This is a genomic window from Acidaminococcus hominis (genome assembly GCF_900291475.1).
Classification (GTDB): domain Bacteria; phylum Bacillota; class Negativicutes; order Acidaminococcales; family Acidaminococcaceae; genus Acidaminococcus; species Acidaminococcus hominis.
The window spans coordinates 487,086-506,620 of sequence record NZ_OLMM01000004.1 but is presented as its reverse complement, the minus strand read 5'-3'; the positions used below and the strand labels follow the sequence as shown (position 1 = coordinate 506,620).

The following is a 19,535-nucleotide window of genomic DNA, read 5'->3' as shown; positions in this document are numbered from 1 at the left end:
CATTGAACGTACTAGTAACAGGGGGAGCCGGTTACATCGGCTCCCATGTGGTAGAGGAGCTGGTCCAGAAGGGCTATACTCCTTTTGTTTATGATAACTTCAGCACCGGTCATGTGAATGCGGTGCCGGAAACGGTCCAGCTGATTGAAGGGGATATCCACGATTTCTCTTTCCTGAAGCATATTATGGGCCAGTATGAAATCGACGGGGTGCTCCACTTTGCTGCCAGCAGCCAGGTGGGGGAATCCATGGTGAACCCGGGGAAATACTACTACAATAATGTAGCGGGCACCCTGGGCCTTTTGGATGCCATGCGGGAAGCAGGCGTGGACAAGCTGGTATTTTCCTCTACGGCGGCCGTGTATGGGGAACCGGAAGCGGTGCCTATTACGGAGGATATGCCCTTAAAGCCCACCAATGTGTATGGCCGCACCAAACTGATGATTGAAAAGATGCTGGCGGACTACAGCAGTGCCTATGGTCTGAACTACGTGGCCCTGCGCTACTTTAATGCAGCCGGCGCAGCCCTTGCCGGCAATATCGGGGAAGACCACCGGCCGGAAACCCACCTGATTCCCCTGATTCTCCAGGCAGCCCAGGGCAAGCGGGACAGCGTGTCCATTTTTGGTACGGACTATCCCACCCCCGACGGCACCTGCCTGAGGGATTATATTCACGTCAAGGATCTGGCTTCTGCCCATGTGTTGGCCCTGAACCATCTGGCAGAGGGCGGCAGCAGCCGGGTGTACAACCTGGGCACGGAAAACGGGTTCTCCGTCCGGGAAATCATTGACGCCGTGAAGAAGGTTACCGGCCGGGACTTCACCGTGAAGGAAGAAGCAAGACGGGCTGGGGATCCGGCCAAATTGATTGCTTCCTCCGCCAAAATCAAAGAGGAGCTCCATTGGCAGCCCTGCCACAGCACCATCCAGGAAATCGTCACCACTGCCTGGCGCTGGCACGAAGGGCATCCCAACGGATACGAAGAATAGAGGTATGGATATTTTAGTCACCGTGGACGGCTTGAAGAAAAGCTTCGGCGTCCACGATATTTTTAAAAATGTAAGCTTTACCATCCGCCAAGGGGAAAAGGTGGGATTAGTAGGCGTCAACGGCAGCGGGAAAACTACCCTGCTGCGATGCCTGCTCCAACCGGACTTTGCCGACGGGGGCACGGTGAAATTTGCCGGGGAACTGCGACTGGGCTACGTCCAGCAGGGTTTCAACGACTTCCGGGAGGAAACCATCTGGGAGTTTATGCAGGGAGCCTGCCCGGATATCCTGGCCCTGCGGCAGAAAATGCGGGAATTGGAAGAAGCTGGGGGCACGGCCCAGGGGGACGAACTGCAGCAGGTCCTGGACCAGTACGCCCGGACGGAAAACCGCTATGCCCATTTGGACGGTTACCATTACGAAAGCAATATCAAAAAGGTCCTGACAGGTCTGGGGTATCCGGAAGAAACCTGGAATGACCGGGCGGACAAGCTGTCCGGCGGTCAAAAGACCCGGCTGATGCTGGCGGCGGCCCTGGTAAACTCCCCCGACCTATTGGTCTTGGATGAACCTACCAACCACTTGGACATTGTTATGAGTGAATGGCTGGAAAAATATTTGCAGGAGTTTCGGGGCGGGGTCCTGGTGATCTCCCATGACCGGGCCTTCCTGGACCATGTAGCCGAGGAAATCCTGGAAATGGAGGGGGGCACCCTGCACCGCTACAAGGGCAACTATTCGGCCTATCTGGAGCAGAAATCCATTCAGGTGCTGTCCCAGACCCGGGCCTACGAAGCCCAGCAGGAATATATCGCCAAAACGGAAGAATACATCCGCCGCTATAAGGCGGGCATCAAAAGCAAGATGGCCCGGGGCCGCCAGTCCCAGCTAAACCGGCTGGAACGGATTGAGGCTCCGGTAAAGGAAGAAGAATTTGAGCTGCGGCTGCCCCATGCGGCAGAGTCCGCGGAAAAAGTCATTATGCTGGAGCATCTGGACGTGGGCTATCCCGGCACCCTGCTGCTGAAGGATGTGGACCTGACCCTGCGCCGAGGCGAAAAGGTGGCCATTATCGGCCCCAACGGCTGCGGGAAATCCACCCTTTTGAAGACCATCCTTCAGGATCTGCCGCCCCTTAAAGGGGAGGCCAGGATTGGCAACCGGGTGAAGATTGGCTACTTCTCCCAGAGCTACGAGCGGCTGGATGAAAAGCAGACCATTATGGAAAACTTCCTGACGGAATATGGCTACACCGACGAACAGACCCGGCGGCTTTTGGGCAGCATGCTGTTCCACGGGGACGATGTGTTTAAGGTCATCGGTACCCTGTCCGGGGGCCAAAAGGCCCGGCTGGTGCTGCTCAAGCTGGTACTGGACGGGGCCAACTGCCTGCTCCTGGACGAACCCACCAACCATTTGGATATTGCTGCCAAGGAAGCGGTGGAAGCAGCCCTGGAGACCTTTGACGGCACGGTGCTGCTGGTCAGCCACGACCGTTATCTGGTCAATGAGATTGCCGGCCGGATTTGGGCCGTGGAAAATGGCCGCGTAACGGACTACAAGGGCAACTACGATTTCTACCAGGAAGAAAAGGCCAAACGCCAGGGAATGGGAACAGCGGCTGCGCCGGCTGCCCCGAAGGAAACGAAAAAAGAGGCTCCGGCTCCTGCCCAAAGGGAGGCGGTCCCTGCTGCCCCGAAGGCGGAGGAACCGAAGAAACCGGCCTACAGCCCGGCAGAAGCGGAAAAGCTGCTGCCCCAGGTGGAACTGAAAATCCGGGAATATGAGGCCCTGCAGAAGGTCCTCAGCGGCCAGATTGCCGACCCGGCCAACCAGCAGGACTTGGAAACCAGTACCAAACTGGCCAAGGAATACGAAGAACTTAGTGAGATTTTGGACGGGCTGATGACCAAATGGGAAGCCCTCATGGAGTCGTTAGAATGACCATTAAAGAATTTATTGCAGCCCTGCAGCAGGTGCACTCAGAAACCAGCTTCAATCCCTGGGCGGACTATGATCCTTCCTGTGATATTGGGCCCCAGGCGCCGCTTATCCGGGCGGCCAACCTGAAACGGTACCTGGAACTGCGGCAGGAGGCCCGCTATCTGTTTATTGCCGAAGGCCTGGGTTACCAGGGAGGCCATTTTTCCGGCATGGCCATGACCAGCGAGCGGATCCTTTTGGGCCACCATCCGGACGTACGGCCGGAGGTGGTGCTGGGAGATTGGGACTACCGGCGGACCAGCAATCCGGAAAGTCCGCTTTTAAACAAAAAACAGAAGGAGCAGGGGTTCAACGAACCCACTGCCACCATTATGTGGGGGGAGCTGGCCCATCAGCAGCTGGCCTCCTTCCAGACCATTCTTTGGAATATTTATCCTTTTCATCCCTATAAGCCCAGCGGCATTTTGACCAACCGGACCCCCACAGGGCCGGAATTGGACCAGGGCATTGTATTTGCCCGGATGCTGCTGGACCTGGTGCCGGGGATGCAGGTGATTGCCATCGGCCGGAAAAGCGCCGGGACCCTGGAAAAATACGGGGTGCCCTGTGCGGCGGTGCCCCATCCCTCCATGGGCGGGGCCAACCGGTTCCGGGCGGCAGTGGCGGAACTGTTTCAGCGGTAAAGGAGACAATTATGGCAAGTACTTTGGCGGCGATGAGCAAGGAGCAGGTGCTGAAGATTGCCCTGACGGCAGGGAAAATCCTTTTGTGCAGCGGGGCAGAAACCTATCGGGTGGAAGATACCATGCTGCGCATCTGCCACGAAGGCGGCATGAACAATGTGGCGGCCTTCTGCACTCCGTCCCTGGTGATGCTGGGCCGGGAAACCCTGGAAGGGGACAGCCTGATGTACCGGATTACCAAACGGGGCACCAATCTGACGCTGATCAGTGAAGTCAATGAAATGTCCTATGCCATGCCCCATTGGGACAAGAGCTTTGAAGAAACCATGGACCAGCTGGAGGAAATGCTCCACCGGCCCCCTCGGCCGGCCTGGGAGGAAATCTTTTGGTCCGGGCTGGCTGGGGCCTTTTTTGCGGTGGTGCTGGGCGGCGGCTATTTGGAGTTTACCGCAGCCCTTTTAGGCTCTCTTTTGTCCATGGCGTTTGTCAAGGCAGTCTCTCCCTTTGAACCCAGCAACTTCTGGGAAACCACGATGGCAGGGGCTATTATCTGTCTGGTGGCGGTACTGTTCCGCAAGGCTCTGCCGGATACGGTAATGGAATTGGCCATTGCCGGGGGCGTGATGCCCTATTTGCCGGGGATGGCTTTTACTAACGGGATTCGGGACTTTATGGCCGGGGATCTGCTCAGCGGCACCTGCCGGGCCGGGGAAGCGATTTTCCTGGTGGGCGGGGTGGCTATTGGCATAGCTACCGTTCTGGGCGTTCTGTATATGTAGGAGGACCTATGCCGCTAGCTGTAACCATTGTAATCAAGACCATCTTCTCGTTTTTTGCTACCGTAGCTTTCGGGAAGCTGTTTGACTGCCCCAAAAACTGCCTGTACAAAGCCGGCTTTGTAGGGATGGTGGGCTTTGGGGTTTATATTGTGCTGCTTAGCGGGCTGGGGCTTAGCTCCATGCTCAGCAACTTTGCCGGCACTGTGGCACTGTCCCTGTGCAGCGAGGTGTTTGCCCGCTGGTACCGGCAGCCGGTGCCTATCTTTTCCATTCCCGGGGTGATTCCCCTGGTGCCCGGACTTCCTTTGTACCGGGCCATGAACTATACCATGCTGGATTCCTACAGCATGGGGATGCATACCTTTATCGGAGCGGCCCTGGATGCTACGGCCATTGCCATTGGCATCCTTTTGGTGTCCGGTCTGGCCAAGGTATGGAAAACCAGCAAAAAATTGGTAAAACAAAAACGCCGGAGCAGTCGTCTTTGATTGCTGCGGCGTTTTTGGCAGAAAGGAGCGAAATTGATGAAAAAATGGCACGGAATTTGGGGTAAGGTGGCCAGCCTGCTGCTGGCCCTGCAATTTTTGCTGGCGGGCTGCGGTCTGAGCCAGGGGACGGGCAGTAAACCCAGTCCCAGCCCTAAGGCGGGAACCCAGGCGGTAACGCCCATTAAGCCTCCGGCTCACGAGGCCACCCTGGTTCAAAAGGTAGATGGACCGTTAAAAATCACCATGCTCAGCGTGGGGAAGGCGGACAGCATCTTGATTCAGGTGGACAAGAAGAATTACCTGGTGGATACGGGGCTGTTTGAGGACGGCAATACCCTGGTGGCCCGGCTGCGGAAACTGGGTGTGAATTCTCTTGATGGCCTGTTCCTGACCCACCCCCACAAGGACCATATTGGCGGGGCGGTGGCCATTCTGAACAGCCTCCACGTGGAGCATGTGTACTACACCAATGTGGTCAATCCCCAGTCGGGGCTGATGAAAAAGGTCAAGAAGCTCATTGAGGATAAGCACATTGACGCAGTGCTGGTGACGGCGCCCATGGATATTCCCCTGAAGAACGGGGCTTCCTTTAAGGTCTTTTGGCCGGAGAAGGACCATCTAACGGTGCCCGGGGATACCAACGTGAATCCCAACAGTATGGTCATGCGCTTTACCTATCAGGATTTCACCATGATGTTCACCGGAGATGCCTACACCCAGACGGAAGCCAAGATTATGAGCCTGTACGATGCCAAGGAACTGAAAAGCGACGTGCTGAAGGTGGGGCATCACAGCAGCAATACGTCAAGCTCCATGAATTGGCTGAGAACGGTGAAGCCCATGGTGGCGGTAATCAGCTGCGGCAACGAACCGGGCACCCGGAAATATCCCAACAAAACTGTGCTGAAACGGTTGAAGACCGCCGGCGCAAAGATTTATAATACGTATGACAACGGTGACATTACCATTATCTCCAACGGCAGTGAGTATGCAGTCACCACGGAAAAATAGGGAGGCGTTCTTATGGCAGTTTATACGAAACTGGAAAAAGTCGTGAAGGAAAATCCGGGTACCGGCACCATTATCCGGGAAGTGATCATGGATCCCGCAGCTTTTGGGGGAGCCAACGAGATGTTTGCCCAAATCACCCTGCACCCGGGCTGCGCTGTGCCCCTGCATAAGCACGAGGGCAACAACGAAACCTACTACCTGCTGAAAGGGGAAGGGGAATACACCGATGAGGACAAGAAGGTGGCCGTAAAGGCCGGGGACGTAACCTTCTGCCCGGACGGAGGCACCCATGCCTTGTATAACACCGGCAAGGACGATCTGGTGTTTATTGCCCTGATTGCCAATACGTTAAAGAAATAAAACTTTTGTCTCAAGCAAAGAGAGCTGTGAAAAATACCTTGGCGTTTTTCGCAGCTCTTTTCGTTATCCAGAAAAAATAAATTTGAAAACTTTTTGTGAAATATTGGGGCCGCGGGGAAGAAAAAAGGTTTTCCGTTCTAAATTTGTTGCGATTTCCATCCAATTTCAGGGAAAAAGTCCCAGGAAAAACCCGGGAAAAATGCGGGTTTCTAGGGTTTATGATACACTAGGCACTGTGTAAAGAAAGAGCGGCTTAAAATCGTGCCAAAAGGCCATAAAAAACGAAAAAAATTCTTGACATGGGGTGTCAAGAATGTTACAATACTCGAGTGTCACAGGGGTTACTATGTCTTTCGGAGGTGTGAAATTGTTTCTCGCAGACGTGAAAAACGGCTCGCCCGTTGTTGTTGGTGTGAAGCAGTCCCAGAAAGCCATAGCCAGAGGTCAGGCTGTGGGAGCGCTGATTGCCCTGGATGCGGATGAACATGTAACGGGGCCCATCAAGGCGCTGTGCGAAGCTGCTGGCGTAAGACTGGAAACAGTCTCTACCATGCAGGAGCTTGGCAAGGCCTGCGGCATCCACGTGGGAGCATCCGTAGCCGCTGTACTCAAAACCCGGTAGAATCTTCTGCCCTGCAGAAGGTTTTTATAATCATTAAATCTTATACTCGAGAAAGGAGGTGCCGGAATGCCTACAATCAACCAATTGGTTCGTAAAGGTAGACAAGTAATTACTCAAAAATCAACGGCGCCAGCATTAAAAAATTCACCACAAAAACGTGGTGTCTGCACGAGAGTGTACACCACCACTCCGAAGAAACCTAACTCCGCACTGCGGAAGGTTGCTCGTGTCCGTCTGACCAATGGTATTGAAGTCACTGCCTATATTCCTGGTATTGGCCATAACCTGCAGGAACACAGCGTTGTTCTGATCAGAGGCGGCAGAGTAAAGGATCTTCCCGGTGTTCGTTATCACATCATTCGCGGCGCATTGGATACCGCCGGTGTTGCTGATCGCAACCAGGGCCGTTCCAAATATGGCGCTAAGCGCCCGAAAGCAGCTAAGAAATAATTTTGGCTGGCACGCAGAATGATAAATAACGAAGGAGGAAATACAGATGCCGAGAAAAGGTCCTGTAACTAAAAGAGACGTATTACCGGATCCAGTATATGGTTCCAAACTTTTGACCAGATTCATCAACAAAATTATGCTCGACGGTAAAAAAGGTGTTGCCGAGCGTATCGTATATGACGCTTTTGATTTGATCCACTCCAAGACGGGTAAGGACCCCATGGAAGTTTTCGATACTGCCATGAAGAACGTAATGCCTGTTCTGGAAGTTAAAGCACGCCGGGTGGGCGGTGCCAACTACCAGGTTCCTGTTGAAGTAAGAGCCGACCGCAAAACGACTCTGGGAATCCGTTGGCTGGTCAACTATTCCCGTCTGCGCGGAGAAAAAACCATGTATGAACGTGTTGCCGGCGAACTGATGGACGCTGCAAACAACACGGGCGCTTCCGTTAAGAAACGTGAAGACACTCATAAGATGGCTGAAGCAAACAGAGCGTTTGCCCATTATCGTTGGTAAGATTCATTAAGGAGGAGTAATTCGTGGGTAGAGAGTTTCCCTTAGATAAAATCAGAAACATCGGCATCATGGCTCACATCGATGCTGGTAAAACTACTACCACGGAACGTATCCTGTTCTACACCGGCAAGACTCACAAGATCGGTGAAGTTCACGATGGCGCTGCCACCATGGACTGGATGGTTCAGGAACAAGAACGTGGTATTACGATTACTTCCGCAGCTACGACCTGTCATTGGAAAGGCCATTCCATTAACATCATCGACACCCCGGGGCACGTTGACTTCACCGTAGAAGTTGAACGTTCCCTGCGTGTACTGGATGGTTCCGTGGCCGTATTCAGCGCCAAAGGCGGCGTTGAACCCCAATCCGAAACGGTTTGGCGTCAAGCGGAAGAATACAATGTACCCCGTATCGCTTATGTAAATAAGATGGATACCACCGGCGCTGATTTCTTCAATGTTATTCAAATGATGAAAGATCGCCTGGGTGCAAATGCAGTTGCAATTCAAGTACCTATCGGTGCTGAAGATACTTTCGAAGGTCTGATCGACCTGGTAAAGATGCAGGCAATTGTTTACGGAGACAAGCTGGGCAAGGAAGAAGAATTCGAACCCATTCCGGAAGCCTATGTTGAAACCGCCCAGAAGTACCGTCAGGTCCTGCTGGAAGCTGTTGCTGAAAGCGACGATGACCTGATGGAAAAATATCTGGAAGGTGAAGACCTGACGGAAGAAGAAATCAAAGGCGCCATCCGTAAGATGACCTGCCAATGCAAACTGTATCCTGTAACCTGCGGTTCTTCCTACAAGAACAAAGGCGTACAGCCCCTGCTGGATGCCATCGTTGATTACATGCCTTCTCCTCTGGATGTTCCTGCCATCAAAGGCACCAACCCTGAAACGGGCGAAGAAGAAGAAAGACCTTCCAGCGACTCTGAACCGTTCGCTGCTCTGGCCTTCAAGATTGCAACTGACCCGTATGTAGGCCGTCTGGCATTCTTCAGAGTGTACTCCGGTACCCTGACCGCCGGCTCCTATGTATATAACGCCAATAAAGACAAGAGAGAAAGAATCGGCCGTATCCTGCGTATGCACTCCAATCACCGTACGGAAATTGAAGAAGTTTTCGCTGGTGATATTGCAGCAGCTGTAGGCCTGAAGGATACCAGCACCGGCGATACCCTGTGCGATGAAAAAGCACCGATTATCCTGGAATCCATGGTATTCCCTGATCCTGTAATCTCTGTTGCTATTGAACCGAAAACCAAAGCCGACCAAGAAAAGATGGGCGTTGCCCTGGGCAAACTGGCTGAAGAAGATCCGACCTTCCGGATTCGCACGGATGCCGAATCCTCCCAGACCATCATTTCCGGTATGGGCGAATTGCACTTGGATATCATTGTTGACCGTCTGAGAAGAGAATTCAACGTAGACTGCACCGTGGGCAACCCGCAGGTAGCTTACAGAGAAACCATTCGCAAGAGCGTCAAATCCGAAGGTAAGTTCGTTCGTCAGTCCGGTGGTAAAGGTCAGTATGGTCATTGCTGGCTGGAACTGACTCCGCTGCAACCGGGCGAAGGCTTCAAGTTCGAAAACAAGATCGTGGGCGGCGCTATTCCTAAAGAATACATTGCTCCTGTTGAAGCAGGTGTTAAGGAAGCTATGGAAAACGGCGTTGTTGCTGGTTACCCGATGGTTGATATCGGCGTTACCGTATACGACGGTTCCTACCACGAAGTCGACTCCTCTGAAATGGCATTTAAGATTGCCGGTTCTATGGGCTTCAAGTCCGGTGCACAGAAAGCAAACCCTGTTCTGCTGGAACCGTACATGAAAGTCGAAGTTGTCATCCCTGAAGAATACATGGGTGATGTAATCGGCGACTTGAACTCCCGTCGTGGCCGTATCGAAGGCATGGAAGCCAGAAGCGGTGCCCAAGTTATCACTGCTTTCGTTCCTCTGTCCGAAATGTTCGGTTACGCAACGGACCTGCGTTCCAAGACTCAGGGCCGCGGCAACTATTCCATGGAAGTAGATCACTACGAAGAAGTTCCTAAGAATATTGCTGAAGCAATTACTGCTAAAAACAAAGGAAACGCACAGGACTAAGACCTGTGATCAATTAGGAGGAAATAACAATGGCTAAAGAGAAATTCAATAGAACCAAACCCCATGTTAACATTGGTACCATCGGTCACGTCGATCACGGCAAGACCACTCTGACTGCTGCTATCACCAAAGTTCTGGCTGAACGCGGCGGCGCTCAGTTCATGGACTACAACATGATCGATAAGGCTCCTGAAGAAAGAGAACGTGGTATCACTATCAACACTGCCCACGTTGAATACGAAACCGAAAAAAGACACTATGCACACGTTGACTGCCCGGGGCATGCTGACTATGTAAAGAACATGATCACTGGTGCTGCTCAGATGGACGGCGCAATCCTGGTTGTATCCGCTGCTGATGGTCCTATGCCTCAGACTCGTGAACACATCCTGCTTGCCCGCCAGGTTGGCGTTCCTGCTATCGTTGTGTTCCTGAACAAATCCGACCAAGTTGACGATCCTGAACNCGGCGCAATCCTGGTTGTATCCGCTGCTGATGGTCCTATGCCTCAGACTCGTGAACACATCCTGCTTGCCCGCCAGGTTGGCGTTCCTGCTATCGTTGTGTTCCTGAACAAATCCGACCAAGTTGACGATCCTGAACTGATCGAACTGGTTGAAATGGAAGTTCGCGAACTGCTGAGCCAATACGGCTATCCTGGAGATGAAGTGCCCATCGTTGTTGGTTCCGCACTGAAAGCTCTGGAAGGCGACAAAGAACAAGAAGCAACCATCATGAAATTGATGGATGCTGTTGACGAATACATTCCGACCCCTGTCCATGACCTGGCTAAACCGTTCCTGATGCCTGTTGAAGACGTATTCACCATCACCGGCCGCGGCACCGTAGCTACTGGCCGTGTAGAACGTGGCGTAATCAAAGTTGGCGACACGGTTGAAATCGTTGGTCTGAGCGAAGAAAAGAAACAATCCGTTGCTACCGGTCTGGAAATGTTCCGTAAGACCATGGATCAGGCTGAAGCCGGCGACAACATCGGCTGCCTGCTGCGCGGTATTGACAGAAGCGAAATCGAAAGAGGTCAGGTTCTGGCTAAACCCGGTTCCATTCATCCTCATACCAAATTCAAAGGCCAAGTATACGTACTGACCAAAGAAGAAGGCGGCCGTCATACTCCGTTCTTCAACGGCTATCGTCCTCAGTTCTACTTCAGAACTACCGACGTTACTGGTGTGGCTCACCTGCCTGAAGGTACCGAAATGGTTATGCCTGGCGACAACGTTGTAATGGACGTTGAACTGATCACCCCGATCGCTATCGAACAAGGTCTGCGTTTCGCTATCCGCGAAGGCGGCCATACGGTAGGCGCTGGCGTTGTTACCGAAATCGAAGGTTAATCCGCAAGGTTTATCCGATGAATGATGTAAGCCCATATGAGGGGCGTGGCCAAAGCCCCTCATATTCTTATGTTTAATGGGCCCGCGATGAGGCAGAAGATGGCTTCTGGCCTGCCTGGTCAAGAAGGGAACTTTTGCTGAGTATGTCCGTTCTTAGAAACGTGGCGAATGGAGGAAATTATCAATGGCAAAGACTCAAAAAATCCGTATACGCCTGAAAGCGTATGACTACAAAGCACTGGATCAAAGTGCTTCCAAAATCGTAGAGACGGCAAAACGTACCGGTGCTCAAGTATCCGGCCCGATTCCGCTGCCTACCGAAAAGAACATCTATACGATTCTGCGTTCTCCTCATGTCAACAAAGACTCCCGTGAACAGTTCGAAATGAGAACCCACAAGAGACTGGTAGACATTCTGGAACCTACAGCTAAGACGATCGATGCACTGACTCGCTTGGATCTTCCTGCTGGTGTAGATATTGAGATCAAAGCGTAAGGAGGTGTGCGAATATGGCTAAAGGAATCTTAGGCAAGAAATTAGGCATGACCCAAATTTTTGAAGCTGACGGTACTTTGGTTCCCGTTACTGTTGTAGAAGCGGGCCCCTGCGTCGTGCTGCAAAACAAGACCGAAGAAAGCGACGGCTACAATGCCCTGCAGCTCGGTTTTGGTGAAATCAAAGAAAAACAAGTAAACAAACCCATGAAGGGCTTCTTCGACAAAGCCGGCGTATCTCCTGTGAAATACGTGCGTGAGCTGCGTCTCACCGAACCCTCTGATTATAAAGTTGGCGACAAGATTGCGGCTGATATTTTCGCAGCCGGTGATCTGGTGGATGCTGTCGGCGTTTCCCGCGGTAAAGGCTTCGCTGGTACGATCAAGCGCCACAACTTTGCACGTGGTCCTATGAAACACGGTTCCAAGTCCCATCGTGAACCCGGTTCTAATGGTCCTATGCATTCCGGTCCTGGCGGCCGTGTTATCAAAGGTAAGAAATTACCTGGCCGTATGGGTGGAACCAGTGCAACGGTTCAACGTTTGACTATCGCTAAAGTGGATGCAGACCGTAACCTGATTATGGTTAAAGGTTCTGTGCCTGGTGCCGCTGGTACCTTCCTGTTGCTGAGAGACACGGTTCGCCCCGATGTTGTCAAAGCAAATAAGAAATAAGATTGAAAGGAGGGCGTTTCAATGCCGAAATTAGCAATTTATGATATTACCGGTAAACAGACCGGTGAAGAAATAGAATTGATGGACTACGTCTTTGGCGTAGAATTCAATGAAGCTGTTGTTCATCAGGCTGTTGTTATGCAGCAAGCCAATGAACGTCAGGGCACTCATGCAACCAAGACCCGCGGTATGGTTCGCGGCGGTGGCAGAAAACCCTGGAAACAAAAAGGTACTGGCCGTGCCCGTGCCGGTTCCGTCCGTTCTCCCCTGTGGGTTGGCGGTGGTACCGTATTTGGTCCCGCTCCCCGGAGCCATGCCAAATCCATGACCCGCAAAGCTCGTCGTCTGGCTATCCGCTGCGCACTGAGCGCTAAAGTTGCTGCTGGTGAACTGGTAATCGTTGATGGTCTGACCTTCGACGCACCGAAAACCAAGAGCGCTGTAGCTATGCTGCAAGGCTTCGAAGCAGAAGGCAAAAAAGCTCTGCTGATCACCGATGGTGAGGATGAAAACGTAGAAAAGTCTTCCCGGAATATTGAAAAAGTAAAGGCTCTGTCCAATGACTGCCTGAACGTATTCGATATCCTGAATGCTGAAAAAGTACTGCTGGCTAAAGATGCCGTAGCTAGAATTGAGGAGGTGCTCGCATAATGGCTGCTAATCCTCGCGACATTATCGTAAGACCCATTGTTACTGAAAAGACTTCCGACATGATGAAGGACAACAAGTATACTTTCCAAGTAGCAATTGGTGCCAACAAAACTGAAATCCGCCAAGCCATTGAAGCTATCTTCAATGTGAAGGTTGTGAATGTAAACACGATCCGCGTTATGGGCAAAACCAAGCGGATGGGTAAATATGAAGGTAAGCGTTCCGATTATAAGAAAGCAATCGTTAAGCTGGCAGAAGGCAACACGATTCCGCTCTTCGAAGGAATGTAATTCGTCTAAGGAGGTCAAACAATGGCTATTAAAAGCTTTAATCCGTATTCTCCTTCCAGACGCAGCATGACTGTGTCCACCTTTGAAGAGATTACTACGGACAAGCCCCATCGCCCTTTAGTTGTAAAACTGAACCAACATGCCGGCCGCAACAACACCGGTAAAATGACGGTTCGTCATCAGGGCGGCGGTCATAAAAGACAATATCGTATCATCGATTTCAAACGGAATAAAGACAATGTGCCTGCTAAAGTTGCTACCATCGAGTATGATCCCAACCGCAGCGCCAACATTGCTCTGCTGAACTATGCTGATGGTGAAAAACGCTACATTCTGGCTCCTCAAGGCCTGAAAGTGGGCGATGTGATTGTCAGCGGTCCTCAGGCTGATATCAAAGTTGGCAACTCCCTGCCTCTCTTGAACATCCCTCTGGGTACCATGGTTCACAACGTGGAAATGAAAATCGGCAAGGGTGGCCAGCTGGGCCGTTCCGCCGGTGCTGCTATCCAATTGATGGCTAAGGAAGGTTCCTACGCTCTGCTGCGTCTGCCTTCTGGTGAACTGCGTCAGGTACACATTAACTGCCGTGCTACCATCGGTCAGATCGGCAACCTGGACCACGAAAACCTGACTTTGGGTAAAGCTGGCCGTTCTCGTTGGATGGGCGTTCGTCCTGCCAACCGCGGTGTTGCTATGAACCCGAACGACCATCCGCATGGTGGTGGTGAAGGCCACTCTCCTGTTGGTCGTAAGCGTCCTGTTACTCCTTGGGGCAAGAGCGCCTTTGGTACTCGTACCCGTAAGGTTAAGAAGGCGTCTTCTAAACTGATCCTGAAACGTAGAACGAAATAATAGAGCTTTTTGAAAGGAGGCATAAAGAGTGTCCAGATCCGTTAAAAAAGGACCTTATGTCCAAGCTAGTCTGCTGAAGAAGGTTGAAGCGCTGAACGCTGCTTCGGAAAAGAAAGTTATTAAAACCTGGTCTCGCAGCTCTACCATTCTCCCTGAATTTTTGGGCCACACCATCGCCGTTCACGACGGTCGGAAACATGTGCCTGTATATATTACCGAAGATATGGTCGGCCATAAATTAGGCGAATTCGCTCCCACCCGTTTGTTCAAGGGCCATGGCGATAAAGCCGGAGCCGTTAAATAAGAAGGGGAAGGAGGATAATATAGATGGAAGAAGCTAAAGCAGTTGCTAAATACATCCGCATTGCACCGCGCAAACTGCGTATCGTAATCAATTTGATCCGCGGCAAGTCCGTAAACGAAGCCTTTGCAATCCTCAAATTCACCCCGAAGGTTGGTTCTGAGGTTATTGAAAAGGTTCTGCGTTCCGCTGTTGCCAATGCTGAACATAATTTCGACATGAACGTTGACAACCTGGTTGTTTCCAGCTGTTTCGTTGATCAGGGCCCTACCATGAAGAGAATTCATCCGCGTTCTCGTGGACAGGCTTTCAAGATCCTGAAACGTTCCAGCCATGTGACCGTGGCTGTTGCAGAAAAATAACATCCTGACAGAAGGAGGGAATGAATAGTGGGGCAAAAAGTTAATCCACATGGTTTCAGAGTGGGCGTTATTGCTGATTGGGATTCTAAGTGGTACGCCGACAAAGACTATCAAAAAAATCTTTTGGAAGACATCAAGATTCGTGACTTCATTAAAGATAAACAATTCCAAGCTGGTATCTCTCGGGTTACCATCGAAAGAACGGAACAAAAGATGCGCATCAGCATCTATACTGCTAAACCGGGCATCGTAATCGGTCGCCAAGGCAGCAACATCGAACTGCTGAAGAAAGACCTGGCTAAGCTGACTGACAGCAAGCTGGACATCAACATCATCGAGGTTAAATCCCCGGATATGGATGCTACTCTGGTTGCTGAAAACGTTGCTTCCCAGCTGGAACGCCGGATCGCTTTCCGCCGTGCCATGAAGCAGTGCGTTGGCCGTACCATGCGTCTGGGTGCAAAGGGTATCAAAATCCAATGCGCAGGCCGTCTGGGCGGAGCTGAAATTGCTCGTACCGAAAGCTACCGTGATGGCAGCATTCCTCTGCACACCCTGCGTGCCGATATCGACTACGGGACTGCAGAAGCTCATACCACTTATGGCCGTATCGGCGTAAAGGTATGGATCTACAAAGGTGAAGTTCTGCCTACCAGAACTGTGAAAAAAGAAGCTCCTGAAGCGCAAGAAGGAGGGGCGAAATAATGTTATTACCGAAGAGAGTACAGCATCGTAAACAACATAGAGGCCGCATGAAAGGCCGTGCAATGCGTGGCAACAGAGTTGCTCATGGTGAATTTGGTCTGGTTGCACTGGAACCCGCTTGGATTACCAACCGTCAGATTGAAGCAGCCCGTATTGCAATGACCCGTTACATCAAACGTGGCGGTCAAGTATGGATCCAGATTTTCCCTGACAAACCTGTAACGGCCAAAGCCGCTGGCAGCCGTATGGGTAGTGGTAAAGGTTCTCCTGAATACTGGGTAGCAGTGGTGAAACCGGGCCGGGTTATGTTCGAAATGGCCGGTGTAACGGAAGACATTGCTAAAGAAGCTATGCGTCTTGCTGGCAACAAACTGCCGATCAAGAGCCGTTTCGTAACCAAAGCTCAGTTGGATGCCGAAGTCACCGCGCGTGAAAATGGAGTAGGTGGTGAAGCTTAATGAAAACTACAGAAATTAGAGAAATGTCTGTTGCAGAGTTGGATACGAAGCTGGCAGGCTTAAAAGATGAATTGTTTAACTTGCGTTTTCAGATGGCAACCGGACAATTGGAAAATCCGATGAAAATCAGAGAAGTCAAGAAGTCCATTGCCCAGATCAAAACTATCCAACGGGAACGCGAAATTAACTCCTAATCCGAGTTAATCCTAAGCGAAGGAGGAAAATTCCGTGGCTGAAGAGAGAAATATGCGTGTTACGCGTACTGGTAAGGTCGTTAGCGACAAGATGCAGAAAACCGTTGTTGTGGCTATCGAACGTTTGGTACAGCATCCTCTGTACAAAAAAGGCGTAATGCATACCATTAAATTAAAAGCTCATGACGAAAACAATGATGCCCATATTGGCGATACTGTGAAGATTACCCAAACCCGTCCTTTGTCTAAGGATAAATGCTGGCGCGTTGTAGAAATCGTAGAACGGGCGAAATAAGTGATACTGCTGAGCATTGCTTGGCAAGGGAGGTAAACCATGATTCAACAGCAGACTGTGCTGAATGTTGGGGACAATACCGGTGCCAAAAAGATTATGTGTATCCGTGTGTTAGGCGGTTCCTATCGTAAATATGCTAACATTGGTGACGTAATTGTGGCTTCTGTTAAGGATGCTACACCCGGTGGCGTTGTCCAAAAAGGTGAAGTTGTAAAGGCCGTTGTGGTTCGTTCCGTAAAGGGAACCCGTCGTCCGGATGGTTCTTACATCCGTTTCGATGAAAACGCAGCCGTTTTGATTAAAGATGATAAGACCCCGCGGGGCACCCGTATTTTTGGACCTGTTGCCCGCGAACTGCGTGAAAAAGACTACATGAAGATCATTTCCCTGGCACCGGAAGTGCTCTAAGAACAAGCACAATAAGGAGGTGTTGCAGACATGGCTGAGGCCGTAAAATTGCACGTTAAAAAAGGCGATACCGTTGTGGTATTGGCTGGTAAAGATAAAGGCAAGGAAGGCAAAGTAATCGCTGCTTTCCCGAAGAAATCCAAGGTTACTGTAGAAGGCGTCAACGAAGTTAAGCGCCATACGAAACCTTCCCAAAGCAACCCCCAGGGCGGCATTGTTACCAAAGAAGCACCGATCAGTGTTTCCAACGTAATGCTGGTATGCCCGTCCTGCAAGAAACCCACCCGCATTAAGAAAGTAGCTGTAGGCGAAGGATACGTCAGAGCCTGCAAAAAATGCGGCGAAGTAATCGACAAATAATTTGTGGGAAAGGAGGATATCAGATGGCAACGAGACTGCAAGACAAATATACTTCCGAAGCTGTTAAAGGCTTAATGGAAAAATTCAACTATAAAAACGTCAACGAAATTCCTAAACTGGAAAAAGTTGTACTGAACATCGGCTGTGGCGAAGCTGTGACCAACAGCAAGGCTATTGATTCTGCTGTAGCAGACATGACCATGATTGCTGGTCAAAAGCCCATTATCACCAAAGCTAAAAAATCCATCGCTGCGTTCAAACTGCGTGAAGGCATGCCTATCGGCGTAAAAGTTACGCTGCGGGGCAGCCGGATGTACGAGTTCCTGGATAAATTCATGAATATTGCCCTTCCCCGTGTACGTGACTTTAGAGGTGTTAACCCCAAGTCCTTCGACGGCCGCGGCAACTATTCCATCGGCTTGAAAGAACAGCTGATTTTCCCTGAAATCGACTATGATAAGGTCGACAAGGTTCGCGGCATGGATGTAATCATTGTTACTACTGCTAAGACCGACGAAGAAGCCAGAGAACTGCTGAAGCTTCTTGGTATGCCGTTTGGGGCATAAGGAGGGAAAACCGTGGCAAAGACCGCATTGATCGAAAAATGGAAAGCTGAACCGAAATTCAAGGTTCGTAAATATAACCGCTGCAAAATTTGTGGCAGACCGCACGCTTACATGCGTAAATTCGGCATTTGCCGTATTTGCTTCCGGAAATACGCCTACGAAGGCGCTATTCCCGGTGTAACGAAGGCAAGCTGGTAAGAGCGGATTACAAGGAAGGAGGGTATTTGTAAATGACTATGACTGATCCGATTGCCGATATGCTTACGAGAATTCGTAACGCCAACTCGGTGCATCACGATAAAGTTGAAATCCCCTGCTCCAAAATTAAAACTGCCATTGCAGAAATTTTGAAGAGCGAAGGATTCATTAAAGATTTCGAAGTCGTTCCCGGACAACATCAGAATGTGATCCGTGTACAGCTGAAATACGGTCCTAACAAGGAAAAAGTTATTTCCGGCATCAAACGTATCTCCAAACCCGGTTTGAGAGTTTACACGCAAAAAGACCAACTGCCCCGCGTTTTGGGCGGCCTGGGTATTGCAGTAATTTCCACTTCCAAGGGCATGATGACTGATAAAGCAGCCCGGAAGGCTGGACTGGGCGGCGAAGTTGTCGCATACGTTTGGTAAGATCAATCCTAAAGGACCGGAGGTGCTTATAAGTGTCAAGAATCGGAAAAACTCCCATTACTGTGCCTGATAAGGTAACGGTAACGGTAGAAGATAACCTGGTCTCCGTTAAGGGACCTAAAGGCGAACTGAGCCGTCAGATCAGTAAAGAATTGACCGTGGAACTGAAAGACGGCGTCATCACTGTGACTCGTCCCAGCGATGATAAAGTACATCGCAGCCTCCACGGCTTATCCCGGACCCTGATCAACAACATGATCATTGGTGTTACGGAAGGCTATTCCAAATCCCTGGAAATTCAAGGCGTTGGCTATCGTGCAACGAAGCAAGGCAAAGCAATCAGCTTTAACCTGGGCTTCTCCCACCCCTGCGTAATGGATCCTCCCGAAGGCATTACCTTCGAAGTTCCCGTACCGAGCCAAATCGTAGTTTCCGGTATCGACAAGGAAAAAGTCGGTGCTGTTGCTGCTGAAATCCGCAGCCTGCGTGCTCCCGAACCCTACAAGGGCAAAGGTATCAGATACGCTGGCGAACATATCATCCGTAAGGTTGGTAAAGCGGGCGCCAAAGGCAAGAAATAATTTCTAGAAGGAAGGAGTGAATCTCTTGCTGAACAAGAAAGATAAAAACGCAGCTCGCCAAAAACGGCATCTGCGTATGCGGAGAAATATTGTAGGAACGGCTGAAAAACCCCGTTTCAATGTATATCGCAGCCTGAGCAACATCTATGCTCAAATCATCAATGATGTTACTGGTGAAACTCTGGTTTCCGCCAGCACCGTAGAAAAAGGCAACAAGGAAAACTACGGCGGCAACATTGAAGCTGCCAAAGCGATTGGTACTGAAATCGCTCAAAAAGCCCTGGAAAAAGGCATTAAAACTGTTGTATTCGACCGTGGTGGTTATCTGTACCATGGCCGCGTGGCAGCCTTAGCTGAAGCAGCCCGCGAAGCCGGTCTGGAATTTTAACAGAGGGAGGAC

General features: G+C 50.9%; 30 protein-coding genes. All 30 read left to right on the top strand.

Annotation, left to right across the window (positions count from 1 at the left end; all coding sequences use genetic code 11):
* The first annotated feature begins 2 nt into the window (after positions 1-2).
* Positions 3-992, top strand: coding sequence for a UDP-glucose 4-epimerase GalE (galE, locus tag C7E10_RS05895; RefSeq protein ID WP_105326406.1), 990 nt, complete (start codon positions 3-5; stop codon positions 990-992).
* 4 nt (positions 993-996) lie between these two features.
* Positions 997-2,937, top strand: coding sequence for an ATP-binding cassette domain-containing protein (locus tag C7E10_RS05890; protein WP_105326405.1), 1,941 nt, complete (start codon positions 997-999; stop codon positions 2,935-2,937).
* A complete protein-coding gene (locus tag C7E10_RS05885; RefSeq protein ID WP_199614832.1) occupies positions 2,934-3,620 on the top strand; it encodes a uracil-DNA glycosylase in 687 nt (228 codons plus the stop codon). The genes C7E10_RS05890 and C7E10_RS05885 overlap by 4 nt, the downstream gene beginning before the upstream one ends.
* A gap of 11 nt (positions 3,621-3,631) precedes the next feature.
* Positions 3,632-4,399 (top strand): threonine/serine exporter family protein, encoded by a 768-nt coding sequence (locus C7E10_RS05880; RefSeq protein WP_105326403.1) that lies wholly within the window; start codon positions 3,632-3,634, stop codon positions 4,397-4,399.
* An 8-nt stretch (positions 4,400-4,407) separates the two neighbouring features.
* Positions 4,408-4,887 (top strand): threonine/serine exporter family protein, encoded by a 480-nt coding sequence (locus C7E10_RS05875; RefSeq protein WP_105326402.1) that lies wholly within the window; start codon positions 4,408-4,410, stop codon positions 4,885-4,887.
* Positions 4,888-4,923: 36 nt separating this feature from the next.
* A complete protein-coding gene (locus tag C7E10_RS05870) occupies positions 4,924-5,898 on the top strand; it encodes a ComEC/Rec2 family competence protein (protein ID WP_105326401.1) in 975 nt (324 codons plus the stop codon).
* Between the two features lie 12 nt (positions 5,899-5,910).
* Positions 5,911-6,258, top strand: coding sequence for a cupin domain-containing protein (locus C7E10_RS05865; protein ID WP_105326400.1), 348 nt, complete (start codon positions 5,911-5,913; stop codon positions 6,256-6,258).
* 361 nt (positions 6,259-6,619) lie between these two features.
* Positions 6,620-6,880, top strand: a complete 261-nt coding sequence (locus C7E10_RS05860; RefSeq protein WP_234997688.1) for a L7Ae/L30e/S12e/Gadd45 family ribosomal protein — start codon at positions 6,620-6,622, stop codon at positions 6,878-6,880.
* A gap of 66 nt (positions 6,881-6,946) precedes the next feature.
* Positions 6,947-7,330 carry a 30S ribosomal protein S12 gene (rpsL, locus tag C7E10_RS05855; RefSeq protein WP_012939266.1) on the top strand — a complete coding sequence of 128 codons (384 nt, stop codon included), beginning with the start codon at positions 6,947-6,949 and terminating at the stop codon, positions 7,328-7,330.
* Positions 7,331-7,376: 46 nt separating this feature from the next.
* Positions 7,377-7,847, top strand: coding sequence for a 30S ribosomal protein S7 (rpsG, locus tag C7E10_RS05850; RefSeq protein WP_105326398.1), 471 nt, complete (start codon positions 7,377-7,379; stop codon positions 7,845-7,847).
* Positions 7,848-7,870: 23 nt separating this feature from the next.
* Positions 7,871-9,958: an elongation factor G gene (fusA, locus tag C7E10_RS05845; protein ID WP_105326397.1), complete on the top strand. Its 2,088-nt coding sequence runs from the start codon at positions 7,871-7,873 to the stop codon at positions 9,956-9,958.
* A gap of 29 nt (positions 9,959-9,987) precedes the next feature.
* On the top strand, positions 9,988-11,313 hold the full coding sequence (locus C7E10_RS05835) for an elongation factor Tu (protein WP_234997687.1): 1,326 nt from the start codon (positions 9,988-9,990) through the stop codon (positions 11,311-11,313).
* Between the two features lie 184 nt (positions 11,314-11,497).
* On the top strand, positions 11,498-11,809 hold the full coding sequence (gene rpsJ, locus C7E10_RS05830) for a 30S ribosomal protein S10 (protein WP_012939263.1): 312 nt from the start codon (positions 11,498-11,500) through the stop codon (positions 11,807-11,809).
* A gap of 14 nt (positions 11,810-11,823) precedes the next feature.
* Entirely contained in the window at positions 11,824-12,483 is a 660-nt protein-coding gene (gene rplC, locus C7E10_RS05825; protein WP_105326396.1) for a 50S ribosomal protein L3, read from the top strand.
* Between the two features lie 21 nt (positions 12,484-12,504).
* Positions 12,505-13,134: a 50S ribosomal protein L4 gene (rplD, locus tag C7E10_RS05820; protein ID WP_105326395.1), complete on the top strand. Its 630-nt coding sequence runs from the start codon at positions 12,505-12,507 to the stop codon at positions 13,132-13,134.
* A complete protein-coding gene (rplW, locus tag C7E10_RS05815) occupies positions 13,134-13,424 on the top strand; it encodes a 50S ribosomal protein L23 (RefSeq protein ID WP_105326394.1) in 291 nt (96 codons plus the stop codon). The genes rplD and rplW overlap by 1 nt, the downstream gene beginning before the upstream one ends.
* A gap of 21 nt (positions 13,425-13,445) precedes the next feature.
* Entirely contained in the window at positions 13,446-14,276 is an 831-nt protein-coding gene (rplB, locus tag C7E10_RS05810) for a 50S ribosomal protein L2 (RefSeq protein WP_105326393.1), read from the top strand.
* A 28-nt stretch (positions 14,277-14,304) separates the two neighbouring features.
* A complete protein-coding gene (gene rpsS / locus C7E10_RS05805) occupies positions 14,305-14,580 on the top strand; it encodes a 30S ribosomal protein S19 (protein ID WP_105326392.1) in 276 nt (91 codons plus the stop codon).
* Positions 14,581-14,603: 23 nt separating this feature from the next.
* On the top strand, positions 14,604-14,939 hold the full coding sequence (rplV, locus tag C7E10_RS05800) for a 50S ribosomal protein L22 (protein WP_105326391.1): 336 nt from the start codon (positions 14,604-14,606) through the stop codon (positions 14,937-14,939).
* 27 nt (positions 14,940-14,966) lie between these two features.
* Positions 14,967-15,644 (top strand): 30S ribosomal protein S3, encoded by a 678-nt coding sequence (rpsC, locus tag C7E10_RS05795; protein WP_105326390.1) that lies wholly within the window; start codon positions 14,967-14,969, stop codon positions 15,642-15,644.
* Entirely contained in the window at positions 15,644-16,102 is a 459-nt protein-coding gene (rplP, locus tag C7E10_RS05790; protein ID WP_105326389.1) for a 50S ribosomal protein L16, read from the top strand. The genes rpsC and rplP overlap by 1 nt, the downstream gene beginning before the upstream one ends.
* Entirely contained in the window at positions 16,102-16,296 is a 195-nt protein-coding gene (gene rpmC / locus C7E10_RS05785; protein WP_105326388.1) for a 50S ribosomal protein L29, read from the top strand. Before rplP ends, rpmC begins: the two co-directional genes overlap by 1 nt.
* A gap of 34 nt (positions 16,297-16,330) precedes the next feature.
* Complete coding sequence (gene rpsQ / locus C7E10_RS05780) at positions 16,331-16,591, top strand: 30S ribosomal protein S17 (protein ID WP_105326387.1); 261 nt, start codon at positions 16,331-16,333, stop codon at positions 16,589-16,591.
* 39 nt (positions 16,592-16,630) lie between these two features.
* A complete protein-coding gene (gene rplN, locus C7E10_RS05775; protein WP_105326386.1) occupies positions 16,631-16,999 on the top strand; it encodes a 50S ribosomal protein L14 in 369 nt (122 codons plus the stop codon).
* A 30-nt stretch (positions 17,000-17,029) separates the two neighbouring features.
* Positions 17,030-17,359 carry a 50S ribosomal protein L24 gene (rplX, locus tag C7E10_RS05770; protein ID WP_105326385.1) on the top strand — a complete coding sequence of 110 codons (330 nt, stop codon included), beginning with the start codon at positions 17,030-17,032 and terminating at the stop codon, positions 17,357-17,359.
* 23 nt (positions 17,360-17,382) lie between these two features.
* Complete coding sequence (rplE, locus tag C7E10_RS05765) at positions 17,383-17,925, top strand: 50S ribosomal protein L5 (RefSeq protein ID WP_105326384.1); 543 nt, start codon at positions 17,383-17,385, stop codon at positions 17,923-17,925.
* Positions 17,926-17,937: 12 nt separating this feature from the next.
* Complete coding sequence (locus C7E10_RS05760) at positions 17,938-18,123, top strand: type Z 30S ribosomal protein S14 (protein ID WP_012939249.1); 186 nt, start codon at positions 17,938-17,940, stop codon at positions 18,121-18,123.
* Between the two features lie 32 nt (positions 18,124-18,155).
* Positions 18,156-18,554 (top strand): 30S ribosomal protein S8, encoded by a 399-nt coding sequence (gene rpsH, locus C7E10_RS05755; protein ID WP_105326383.1) that lies wholly within the window; start codon positions 18,156-18,158, stop codon positions 18,552-18,554.
* Between the two features lie 32 nt (positions 18,555-18,586).
* Positions 18,587-19,135: a 50S ribosomal protein L6 gene (gene rplF, locus C7E10_RS05750; protein WP_105326382.1), complete on the top strand. Its 549-nt coding sequence runs from the start codon at positions 18,587-18,589 to the stop codon at positions 19,133-19,135.
* A 25-nt stretch (positions 19,136-19,160) separates the two neighbouring features.
* Positions 19,161-19,523: a 50S ribosomal protein L18 gene (gene rplR / locus C7E10_RS05745; protein ID WP_105326381.1), complete on the top strand. Its 363-nt coding sequence runs from the start codon at positions 19,161-19,163 to the stop codon at positions 19,521-19,523.
* The last annotated feature ends 12 nt before the right edge of the window (positions 19,524-19,535 follow it).